The sequence below is a fragment of the Bradyrhizobium sp. genome, from assembly GCF_017881085.1.
Classification (GTDB): domain Bacteria; phylum Pseudomonadota; class Alphaproteobacteria; order Rhizobiales; family Xanthobacteraceae; genus Bradyrhizobium.
Map to the genome: position 1 here is coordinate 1 of NZ_JADGRI010000172.1, position 11,297 is coordinate 11,297.

The window sequence follows — 11,297 nt, forward strand, 5'->3', positions numbered from 1 at the left end:
TCGAAATGGCCGCTGGCCGCGGCCTGCGCGAAGCCGAGCAGCGGCACCGATTGTACCGTCCGCGCGTTGTCGCCGATCAACCGCACGAAACTGTCGATGGAACTGTTGGTCGCGGTCAGCGCCTTGGAGACCGATTCGGTCGAAGGCCAGCGTTCGCGGCCGTCCGCCGTGATGCGCTTGGATTTGTTGAAGGTGGTGGGATCGAGGCCGGAGCGCTTGGCGAGCCCGGAGGGCGACAATCCGGCGCGCTCGGCCAGCCGGTCCAGCGCGGTCCAGATCTGGTCGTGGGTCAGCGTTTTCGGCGCCTTCGGCTGCTTGGCCATGACTTGGCTCCTACCAGGCTTGGCCCCCACCAGATTTAGGAATCATTGCCTCAATTGGCGGGATTAGGCAATCGAGCCGATCCGCCCGGTGCGCCGACCCTTGAAGTGCGCAGGTCCCGCCGATACGGTCGATTCCAGCATCCGGAAATTCCGGGAAAGCCCAAGAGACTCAACGACAAGCCAGGACTTCGGATCAGGACTTCGGATCAGGTGCGCACGATCTACAAAATCTGTCCCGCTTCGGCCTGGCGCGAAGCCGAGCGGCAGGCCGTGTTCCGCGGCAGCGCCGACGATATCCGTGACGGTTTCATTCATTTTTCCACGGCCGCGCAGGTGGCGGAAACCGCCAGCAAGCATTTCTTCGGCCAGACCGGACTGTTCCTGATCGAGGTCGACGCCGACGCGCTCGGCGAGGCGCTGCGCTGGGAACCCTCGCGCAACGACGAGCTGTTTCCGCATCTCTATGGCGAACTCGATCTCGGCGCGGTGGTCGGCGTGCTGGAGCTGCACGCGCGGTCCGACGGCGCCCACGACATCCCGGAGCTTGCCCCGTGATCCGCGCCTTCGACGCTCTCTCGCTACCGCTCTTGCGCTGGTTCGATCCGGAAGACGCGCACCGGCTGGCGATACAGGGTCTGAAACTGCTGCCGCCGACGCGGCCGCGGCCGGATGACGCGAAACTGGCGGTGCGGGCGTTCGGCCTGAATTTTTCCAATCCGATCGGCATGGCCGCGGGCTTCGACAAGAGCGCGGAAGTGCCGGACGCCTTGCTCCGGCTGGGCTTTGGCTTTGTCGAAATCGGAACCGTGACGCCGAAGCCGCAGACAGGCAATCCGCGGCCGCGGCTGTTCCGGCTGGAGCGCGACGAAGCCGTGATCAACCGCATGGGTTTCAACAATGACGGCGCCGAAGCGGTGCTGCGGCGGCTGGCGGGGCGCGCGCATCTTGGCGGCATCGTCGGCGTCAACGTCGGCGCCAACAAGGATGCCGCCGACCGCGTCGCCGATTACGTCAAGCTGATCGAGACCTTCGCGCCGGTGGCAAGTTATTTCACCGTCAACGTGTCGTCGCCGAACACGCCGGGCCTGCGCAATCTGCAGCAGGCCGCGGCGCTCGACGATCTCCTGGCAAAAGTGATCGATGCGCGCGAGCGGGTGCGGCAGAACGCCGGCGATTCGCCGGTGCTCTTGAAAATCGCGCCCGATCTCAGTCTCGCCGAGCTCGACGATGTCGTGCATATCGCGCGTTCGCGGCGCGTCGATGGCATGATCGTGGCCAATACCACGACGGCGCGGCCCTCGACCCTGCGCGAACAGGCTCGCGCGAAAGAGCAGGGCGGATTGTCGGGGCGGCCGCTGTTCCGGCTGTCGACGCGGATGGTGGCCGAGACCTATGTGCGCGCCGAGGGCGCGTTTCCGCTGATAGGCGTCGGCGGCATCGACAGTGGCGGCGCCGCGCTGACAAAAATCCGCGCCGGCGCCAGCCTGATCCAGCTTTACTCGTCGCTGATCTACAAGGGCATCGGTCTGGTCGACGATATCAAGAACGATCTCGCCGCGACGCTGCTGCGCACGGGGCGCGACTCGCTGTTGGAAATCGTCGGCGCGGACGCGGCGACGATCACCGCCGAGGATTGGCCGGCGGGCTAAATCTCGACAATCATGCCGTCGCTCGCGGCCGTATAGCCGAGCATGTCGAGTCTCCCCAGCATGTCGTCGCTCATATGGGTGAGCACCAGCCGCTTCGGCCTGATCTCGGCAAGATGCGCCTCCAGCGTCGTCAGGCTGAGGTGGTTCTTCACTACCTTGTCGTAGGTGTAGGCCTCGGCAATGAATAAATCGGCGTCGCGCGCGGCGGGGATCAGCGTCGCCGTCCATTCGGTGTCGGCGCTGTAGGCGATGACGCGGCCTTCGGCCTCGACGCGGTAGGCCAGGAACGGACCGCCGGAGTCGCCGTGCACCACCGGAAACGGCGTGACCGTTATCGCGCCGAAGTTTTGCGGCTGTTCGGGCTCGAGCGCGACCACCGACAGGTCGAACCGCTGTTTTGTCTTCGATGAATTTTCGAACAGCGCTTCCATCACCTGCGTCAGCCGGGTGTCGATCCCCCTCGGCCCTGCGATCAACAGCGGCCGCGTGCGCCGCGAAAACTGCGCGTCGAGCAGCAGGAACGGCAATCCGGCAAAATGATCGCCATGGAAATGCGTGATCAGGATGAGGTCGATATCGTCGCGGACGATGCCCAGCCGCTTCAGGGCCGGCAGCGACGTCGCGCCGCAATCGATCAGGAAATTGGCGCTTTGGCCTGTGACGTGAAAGCAGGTGTTGTATCGGCCACCGGAACCGAACGCGTCGCCGCAGCCGACAAATCGCACTTGCATCGGACGGGCCCTCGGGGTTCAGCGAAATGACGCGCGCAGCATCGCCGGATAGCGCAGCGCCTGCAACCCGCCGCGCGCGGCATAATGCGCCAGCAGGGCGCCCCACAGCCCGGCATTGCCGAACGGCCGCAAGGATAGCCACGCGGAGAGAAAGATCAGGAGCGACAGCATCATCAGATTGCGCATCTCGCGCGCCCAGGTCGCGCCGATCTAGACCCCGTCAAAGCCGAAGGCGAACACGGCGAGCAGCGGCGACACCACCACGAACGGCAGATAGTCGCGCGCGCCGTGCCGGACCTCCGCGCTCGCGGTCATGAGCTCGATCAAGGAAGGCCCGAACAGCCCGAAAATGATCGTCACCCCGAGCGCAAAGGCGAAACCCCAGGATATTACCAGCCAGACCGCGCCGGAGAACGCCGCTTTGTCGCGCGCGCCAAAGGCGCGGCCGCAGAGCTGCTCGGCGGCGTTGGCGAGGCCGTCGAGGAAGAACGCGCTGATCAGCAGGAAATTATTGAGAACCGCGTTGGCGGCCAGCGTGACGTCGCCGGCGCGGGCGCCTTGCGAGGTGAAGAACAGGAAGACGGCGATCAGCGACGCGGTACGGATCATGATATCGCGGTTGACGCCAAGCATGCGCACCAGCCTGTCCCGCTGCAGCAGCGTCGCGCGCGGGATAGCCAGATGTCCGCGCGTGAGGCGCCAGGCGATGAGGATGCCGAGCAGCAGCCCGGCCGCTTCCGCGATCACAGCGGCGATCGCAGCACCCGATATGCCGGCGTCCATGACCAGCACCAGCAGCACGGTGGCCGCCATATTGATGAGGTTGATCGCGATCTGCAGGGCCAGCGCGAGTTTGGCGCGGGCCTGCCCGATCAGCCAGCCGAGCACGACGTAATTGGCGAGCGCCAGCGGCGCCGACCAGATCCGGATGACGAAATAGGTTTTTGCCGCGCGCGTCACGCCCTCGCTGCCGCCCATCGCGCCGAGCAGGATCGCGGCGAGCGGAATCTGCAGGACGACGAGGCCGGCGCCAATCAGCGCCGCCACGACAAGGCCACGAATAAATACCGCGTGCAGTTCCAGAGTCTCGCCGGCGCCGAGCGCCTGCGCCGTGAAGGCCACCGTGCTCATGCGCAGGAACGCGAACAGCCAGAACAGGCAGTCGAAGATCACCGAGGCGATGGCGACGCCGCCGAGCAGGGTCGCATCTCCGAGCCGCCCGATCGCGATCGTCGAGACGATGCCGATCAGCGGCGTGGTCAGGTTCGCCACCATCGCCGGACCCGCGATGGCAAAGACCTGCGCGGTCGTCGCTCTGGACACAGAAATCAGGGAACTTGCGTGCGTGTAATCTCTATCGCCCGCGCGGCGTGCCGAACAGCCGCGACAACAGCCAGATCGGGATGACGATCACGGCGCCGAGCAGGAAATAGCGCCACAGCCAGTTGACGGCGTCGAAGCCGAGATCCCACAGCCGCTGGAACAACAGCCGGATGCTCTGGATGATATTCCAGGGATCGAAGCCGACCGCCGCGAGCACCACGCCGACCAGGATCGACAGCAGGACCAGCCGGAACGCCACCGCCACGGGAGAGCCGCCGAGAAAGCGGGTGACGCCGTCATTGGCTGCCGGCAATTCTCTGGTGTCGTTGGCCATTCATGGTCTCCCGCGCGCGAAGCCGCCGCCTAGTGTAGTCGGTATGGGGCAGATGGGGAACCTGCCTGTTGCCGTCAATGGCCGCCAGCGCCGGCTGCGGCCTCAATCGCGTCCGCCTTCAGCATCCGTTCCAGCGTTTCCAGCCGGTCGGCCTCGCGCGGCGGCTTGTCCCAGCGTAGCCGGTTGATACGCGGAAACCGCATCGCGACGCCGGATTTATGCCGCGGCGAGCGCGCCAGTCCCTCGAACGCGACTTCCAGCACCAGCCCCTGATCCGGCTCGTGCACCACGTGCCGGACCGGTCCGAATTTCTCGGTGGTGTTGCGGCGGACGAAGCGATCGATCTGCAACAGCTCTTCGTCGGTGAAGCCGAAATAGGCCTTGCCGACCGGCACCAGCTGCTCGCCGTCCTCTCCCGACGTCCAGACCCCGAACGTATAGTCCGAATAATAGGACGAGCGCTTGCCGTGGCCGCGCTGCGCATACATCAGCACGGCATCGATGAGGTGCGGGTCGCGCTTCCACTTCCACCATTGGCCTTTCGGGCGGCCCGGCAGATAAGCTGCGTCGCGGCGCTTGAGCATCACGCCCTCGACCGCCTCGGCGTCTTCGCCGGCTCCGGCGCTGGCCGGGTCTTTTCGCGCAGCCGTCAGCGCGTCCCAGCTGTCGAAGGCAATCACCGGCGACAGGTCGATCCTGGGATCGTCGAGCCTTTGGACAAAATTCTCGAGCCGCGTGCGGCGTTCGAAAAACGGCAGGGTGCGCAGGTCGGTGTCGCCCTCGCCGAGCAAATCATAGGCGCGCAAATGGATCGGATAATCCTTTGTCAGTTTCGCCGACACCACCTTGCGATTGAGGCGCTGCTGCAGAACGTTAAAACTCTGCACCCGGCCGCCGCGCAGCACAAGCAATTCGCCGTCGATCGTGCCGGGCAGCTGGAGCGACGGCAGCAGATCGGGAAAGCTCCTGGTGATGTCCTCGCCGCTGCGCGAATAGAGCCGCGCCACGCAGTGGCCGCGCGGGTCGCGGCCGCTCACCGCCTGCACGCGAATGCCGTCCCATTTCCACTCCGCGATGAAATCGGCGGCGTCGAGATTGGCAAAATCCCCGTTCTCGATCGCATGCGCCAGCATCACCGGACGGAACGGCGCGGGATCGAGATTGACCGGCTTCTCGCTGCGCCCCTCCAGCCACGCGAACAAATCGAGATAGGGCGGACTGAGCCCCGGCCACATCAGTTCGATCTCGTGCGGGTCCTTGTCGCCGAGTTCGGCCGCGGCGGTCTTGGCGAGCCGCGCCGAAATCCCGATCCGCATCGCGCCGGTGACGAGTTTCAACAGCGCCCAGCGGCCGGTCTCGTCCAGTTCGTCGAGCCAGCGCGCGAGCTGCTTTGGGAGTTCGGTCTTGCCGAGCGCGCGCAGCGTGGTGACGACCTCGGTCAGCGTCGGAGGAGGGGGATTGTTGTGCCCGGGCACGCTGCGCCCCCCTCCCTCCACGCGCGCAGCGCGTGGCGGGGTCCGAAGCTCGCTCTCGGGGTCGGGGGGTGTCTCGGCAGGCTCAGTTTCAGTACGAGAGCGCGAACCTGCTGCACCACCCCCCACCCCCGCCCCCTCCCCACCGCTTCGCGGGGGGAGGGGAGAAGTCCGTGCATGGAATGGCGAGGGCCACATCAGCGCCACGGTTTCCGAAAGATCGCCGACATAATCATACGACAGCGCGAACAGCACGGGATCGGTGCGGGCGGCGATCAGGTCGCGGATCAGGCCGGGTTTTGCATGTTTGAACGACAATGCCCCGGTCAGCGCGGCGAGCGCGTAGCCGCGATCGGGGTCTTCGACCTCGCGAAAATAGGCGGTGAGCAGCCGCAGCTTGTTGTTGCGGCCGGGCTCGTAGGCGAGGCGGTCGAGCAGTTCGGCGAAGCGGTTCATGCTTCCGCGTCCTCGCCTGACGGCGCCGCATCGGCTTCGTCCTCATCGCCGTAGCCGACGAGGTCGAGCGGCCGCGCGGCGAGGCCTCTTGTCTTGCACCAGTGCACCAGCGCGTCTTCCTGGCCGTGGGTGACCCAGATCTCGCCGGCGCCGGTGGCTTCGATGGTCGCGGTCAGCCCGTCCCAGTCGGCATGGTCCGAAATCACCAGCGGCAATTCGACGCCACGCTGGCGGGCGCGCGCACGTACCCGCATCCAGCCCGAGGCGAACGCCGTGACCGGATCCGGGAACCGCCGCGTCCAGATGTCCGAGGTGGCCGACGGCGGCGCCAGCGTGATGGTGCCGGCGAGATCGGCCTTCCTGACGCCCTTGACGGCGCGCAGTTCGCCGAGCGCGATGCCGCGGCTCTCGTAGTAATGAGTGATCTTTTCCATCGCGCCGTGCAGGTAGATCGGCGCGTCGTAGCCGGCGGCGCGCAACAGCGCGATCACGCGTTGCGCCTTGCCGAGCGAATAGGCGCCGACCAGATGTGCCCGCTCGGGAAACAGCGCGACGGACGCGAGCAGTTTCTTGATCTCATCCGCCGCATCGCCGTGGCGAAACACCGGAAGCCCAAAAGTGGCCTCGGTAATGAAGACGTCGCAGGCCACCACTTCGAAGGGCGCGCAGGTCGGGTCCGGCGCGTCCTTGTAATCCCCGGACGCGACGATGCAGGTGCCCTGGCAGGAGACCGCGATCTGCGCCGAGCCCAGCACATGGCCGGCCGGGTGGAACTTTATTCTGACGTCGCCCACCTTCAGTTCCTCGCCATAGGCAATCGCCTGCGTGCTGCCGGCAAAATTGTCGCCGTAGCGCAGCCGCATCATGTCGAGCGTCTCCTGCGTCGCCAGCACCGCGCCATGGCCTGCCCGGGCGTGGTCGGAATGGCCGTGGGTAATCACGGCGCGCTCCACGGGACGCACCGGATCGATGTGGAAGCCGCCTGGCCTGCAAGCCAGGCCGGCGGGGAGGGGCGTCAGGATGTCTTGCGGGCGCATCTCGTTTATATAGTCTGGAGGGTGACTCATTCGAGTCCCGCCCTCATACCCCCCAAAGCCCGCAATCGGTTCCCGACGATGCCCGTCCGCTTGTTCCTGTCCTCCGGCGATCTGGTTGCGGACCGGCGGTTCGATTTCGCGCGCGATCTGCAGTTGAAGGGCGATCTGGTCGCCGCGGCGGATCTCTTGCTGCAGGCGACTGAGTTGGCGCCCGGCTTTGCCTCGGCCTGGTTCACGCTCGGCGAAATCCGCGAACGGCTCGGCGAGCGCGACGCGGCGATTGCCGCGTTTCGCAAGGCGCAGGAGACGGACCCTGCGGACCGCCACGGCGCCGGCCTGCGGCTGATGCTGCTCGGCGCCGGGCGGCTCTCGGCGATGCCGCAGGCCTATGTGCGCGCGCTGTTCGATCAATACGCGCCGAAATTCGAGACGGCGCTGGTCGACGATCTCGGCTATCGCGGGCCCGCGCTGTTGTTCAAGGCGGTGCTGGCCGCCCGCGCCGCGGCGCGCAAGCCGGCCTTCTTCAGGCGCGCGATCGATCTCGGCTGCGGCACCGGCCTTGCGGCGGCGGCCTTCGAAAAAAATGTCGATCGCTTCATCGGGATCGATCTGTCGCCGCGCATGATCGAGAAGGCGCGCTCAACGGGACTCTATGCCGAACTCGAAGTCGACGACATGCTGCAGGGATTGCGCAGCAAGCCCGAGGCCAGCGCCGAACTCATTCTCGCCGCCGATGCGATGGTCTATGTCGCCGATCTCGCGCCTGTGCTGGCGGAGGCCAGACGCGTGCTGGTGTCCGGCGGTGTGCTCGCGTTCACGACCGAAACCCATGACGGCGAGGGCGTCATCATCGGCGGGGGGCTCCGCTACGCGCACGGCGCGGACTATGTGCGGGAGTCAGTCGAGGCGGCTGGACTGAACCTGTCCCAGCTTGAAGAGCGCTCCGCCCGCAACGAGGACAGCGCGCCGGTCCCCGGCCTGGTCGTGGTCGCGACAAAACCCTGAATCTCGCCTCGCGGAATTCGCCGCGCGTTGCCCGCAACTTGGCACTTGCCGGATCAGCGGGAATGTAGATCAATGCGCGCTCACGAGCATGAACCGGAAAAGTGGGCACCGGTTTTCCGAAAAGATCATGCTCAAACAAGAAAATGAACGACGAGCATGATTCAACTCAGACGAAACATGCTCCAGGGAGAAACAACAAAGTGAAAATCAAACAGACAAGGCGCGAATTCGGCGCCACCGCTCTTGCCACGATCGTCGCCTCCGCGATGCCCGCGCCCTACGTCTGGGCCGCCGAGAAGAAATACGATCCGGGCGCGAGCGACACCGAAATCAAGCTCGGTCAGACCGTGCCGCACAGCGGCCCGGGCTCGCTCTACGGCGTGCTCGGCCGTGTCGGCGAGGCCTATTTTCAGATGCTGAACGAAAAGGACGGCATCAACGGCCGCAAGATCAAGTTCCTGACCATGGACGACGCCTATAGCGCGCCGAAATGCGTCGAGGCCACGAGGCGGCTGGTGGAGCAGGAGGAAGTGCTGGCCCTGTTCGGCTCGCTCGGCACCGCGCCGCAGACCGCCGTGCACAAATATCTCAACTCCAAGGGCGTGCCGCAGCTTTTATTGAACACCGGCGCCTCGAAATGGAACGATCCGAAGAACAACAAATGGACCATGGCGGGGCTGCCGCTCTATCCGACCGAAGCGCGGATCCTCGCCAAGCATGTCGTGGCGGTGAAGCCGAATGCGAAGATCGGCATCCTCTACCAGAACGACGATTTCGGCCGCGATTTCCTCGGCCCCTTCAAGAAGGTGCTGGCGGACGCCGGCGGCACCGCCAGCGTGATCATGGAGCAGACCTACGATCTGACCGAACCGACGGTCGATTCGCAGCTCATCAACCTCTCGAAATCGGGCGCCGACACCTTCTACAACATCACCACCGGCAAGGCGACGTCGCAGTCGATCCGAAAAGTCGCCGAGCTTGGCTGGAAGCCGCTGCAATTGCTTTCGGCGGGCTCGACCGGCCGCTCGATTCTCAATGCCGCGGGTTTTGAAAACGCGAAAGACATCGTCGCCATCCGTTACTCCAAGGAGGCCGGACCGGGGCGCTGGGAAAAGGACAAGGACCCGATGGCATTCGAGGCGTTGCGTGCGAAATACCTGCCCAATGTCGATCCGGACAACACCATCGCCTATGCCGGCTACGGTCAGGCGGTCACGATGGGCGAAATCCTGCGCCGCTGCGGCGACGACCTGACCCGCGCCAATGTGCTGAAGCAGGCAACGACACTGGCCGGCTATCACTCGCCGTTCTTCCTCGACGACATCAATTACAGCTACACGCCCGACGACTACTCGCCGATGAAGACGCTTCACATCTCGATCTTCGACGGCAAGGACTGGCAGATTTCCGAAAAGGCCGTCACAGAGTAGTTGGCTGTGGTGCGCGCTTCTCCCCTCCCTCCGCGAAGCGGCGGGGAGGGGTCGGGGGTGGAGGGTGTCTCCGCGAGTTCTCGACCTCATGTTGGCACCGAATCTGCCGAAACACCCCCCACCCCCGACCTCGAGAGCGAGCTTCGCTCGCCTCGGACCCCACCACGCGCTTCGCGCGCGGAGGGAGGGGAGAAGGGAGCGCGTACTGTACGCAGCAAGACGTTCGCTCAACCGGCGGATCGATTGGCCTGCTGCTGCCCCTCGACGAAACCGCAGTGGCGGCTTAGCTCTAAGCCGTGCCGCGCCGCATCCAGACCCAGCCCCCGACTGAACCGGCCGAATTGCTGCCGGACCGTTTCCGCCGCTGGTTCGCCGGCCGCGGCTGGTCGCCGCGCGAGCATCAGCTCGAGCTATTGGCAAAAGCCCGCGACGACCGCTCCGCCCTGTTGATCGCGCCGACCGGCGCCGGCAAGACGCTGGCGGGGTTCTTGCCGACGCTGGTGGAACTCTCTGCTTCATCATCTTCGCTGCGCTCTTCTCCCCTCCCCCCGCGAAGCGGCGGGGAGGGGTCGGGGGTGGGGGGTGCCTCCGCAAGCTCTCGCTTTCATGCTGGTACCGAGCCCGCTGAAGCACCCCTCACCCCCGACCTCGAGAGCGAGCTTCGCTCGCCTCGGACCCCACCCCGCGCTTCGCGCGCGGGGGGAGGGGAGAAGATCGGGCTTGCGGCGACGTCGCGAAGCGCCGTCATCTCCACCGGCCGCGGCGTGCAGCGCAGCCGCGGCCTGCACACGCTCTACATCTCGCCGCTGAAGGCGCTCGCGGTCGATATCGCGCGCAACCTGGAGACGCCGATCGCGGAGATGGGGCTGCCGATCAGGGTCGAGACCCGCACCGGCGACACGCCGGTGTCGCGGCGGCAGCGGCAGCGGCGCTATCCGCCGGACATCCTGCTGACCACGCCCGAGCAATTGGCATTGCTGCTGTCGTCCGACGACGCGCCGTTTCTGTTTTCGCAGCTCAAGCGCATCGTGCTCGACGAACTGCATGCGCTGGTCAGCTCCAAGCGCGGCGATCTGTTGTCGCTCGGGCTGGCGCGGCTGTGGCATCTGGCGCCGCAGATGCGCGCCATCGGATTGTCGGCGACGGTGGCGGCGCCCGAATCGCTGGCGCGGTTCCTGGTGCCGCAGCGCGAGGGAAAAAGCGAAGCTGCCGACATCGTCGTCGCCGGCGGCGCCGCCGCGCCGATCGTCGAGATGCTGGATACGCGCGAGCGTTTGCCGTGGGCCGGCCACAGCGCGCGGCACGCTCTCCCCGAAGTCTACGACCTGATCAAGGCCAACAGGACCACGCTGGTATTCGTCAACACCCGCAGCCAGGCCGAGATGCTGTTCCAGGATCTCTGGCGCATGAACGACGATGGGCTTGCCATCGCGCTGCATCACGGCTCGCTCGATGTCGCGCAGCGCCGCAAGGTCGAGGACGCGATGGCCGCGGGAAAATTGCGCGGCGTGGTCTGCACCTCCTCGCTCGATCTCGG

9 protein-coding genes and 2 pseudogenes are annotated in these 11,297 nt (G+C 65.9%); 5 read left to right on the forward strand and 6 right to left on the reverse strand.

Annotation, left to right across the window (positions count from 1 at the left end):
- Positions 1-323: pseudogene (locus tag QZ213_RS16775) on the reverse strand (helix-turn-helix transcriptional regulator); the annotation flags it as partial.
- Positions 324-533: 210 nt separating this feature from the next.
- Between QZ213_RS16775 and QZ213_RS16780 the strand changes: the two are divergent.
- Together QZ213_RS16780 and QZ213_RS16785 are read left to right on the forward strand one after the other, a co-directional pair.
- The gene (locus tag QZ213_RS16780) at positions 534-878 is read left to right on the forward strand and encodes a DUF952 domain-containing protein (RefSeq protein WP_291687208.1); all 345 of its coding nucleotides are present in this window, start codon (positions 534-536) and stop codon (positions 876-878) included.
- The gene (locus QZ213_RS16785) at positions 875-1,972 is read left to right on the forward strand and encodes a quinone-dependent dihydroorotate dehydrogenase (protein ID WP_291687209.1); all 1,098 of its coding nucleotides are present in this window, start codon (positions 875-877) and stop codon (positions 1,970-1,972) included. The genes QZ213_RS16780 and QZ213_RS16785 overlap by 4 nt, the downstream gene beginning before the upstream one ends.
- Here the strand turns inward: QZ213_RS16785 and QZ213_RS16790 are convergent.
- The 5 genes and pseudogenes from QZ213_RS16790 to QZ213_RS16810 form a co-directional block, all read right to left on the reverse strand.
- Entirely contained in the window at positions 1,969-2,703 is a 735-nt protein-coding gene (locus QZ213_RS16790) for an MBL fold metallo-hydrolase (RefSeq protein ID WP_291687210.1), read from the reverse strand. The genes QZ213_RS16785 and QZ213_RS16790 overlap by 4 nt on opposite strands.
- An 18-nt stretch (positions 2,704-2,721) precedes the next feature.
- A pseudogene (locus QZ213_RS16795) lies at positions 2,722-3,978 on the reverse strand (MATE family efflux transporter).
- A 79-nt stretch (positions 3,979-4,057) separates the two neighbouring features.
- Entirely contained in the window at positions 4,058-4,360 is a 303-nt protein-coding gene (locus QZ213_RS16800; protein WP_291687211.1) for a DUF6460 domain-containing protein, read from the reverse strand.
- A 74-nt stretch (positions 4,361-4,434) separates the two neighbouring features.
- Complete coding sequence (locus QZ213_RS16805) at positions 4,435-6,288, reverse strand: ATP-dependent DNA ligase (RefSeq protein ID WP_291687212.1); 1,854 nt, start codon at positions 6,286-6,288, stop codon at positions 4,435-4,437.
- The gene (locus QZ213_RS16810; RefSeq protein WP_291687213.1) at positions 6,285-7,325 is read right to left on the reverse strand and encodes a ligase-associated DNA damage response exonuclease; all 1,041 of its coding nucleotides are present in this window, start codon (positions 7,323-7,325) and stop codon (positions 6,285-6,287) included. The genes QZ213_RS16805 and QZ213_RS16810 overlap by 4 nt, the downstream gene beginning before the upstream one ends.
- 78 nt (positions 7,326-7,403) lie before the next feature.
- Between QZ213_RS16810 and QZ213_RS16815 the strand changes: the two genes are divergently transcribed.
- From QZ213_RS16815 to QZ213_RS16825, 3 genes are all read left to right on the forward strand, one after another.
- Positions 7,404-8,330 carry a methyltransferase domain-containing protein gene (locus QZ213_RS16815; RefSeq protein WP_291687214.1) on the forward strand — a complete coding sequence of 309 codons (927 nt, stop codon included), beginning with the start codon at positions 7,404-7,406 and terminating at the stop codon, positions 8,328-8,330.
- A 200-nt stretch (positions 8,331-8,530) separates the two neighbouring features.
- On the forward strand, positions 8,531-9,760 hold the full coding sequence (locus QZ213_RS16820; protein ID WP_291687215.1) for an ABC transporter substrate-binding protein: 1,230 nt from the start codon (positions 8,531-8,533) through the stop codon (positions 9,758-9,760).
- 296 nt (positions 9,761-10,056) lie between these two features.
- The coding region (locus QZ213_RS16825) for a DEAD/DEAH box helicase (RefSeq protein ID WP_291687216.1) at positions 10,057-11,297 on the forward strand (1,241 nt) is incomplete at its 3' end.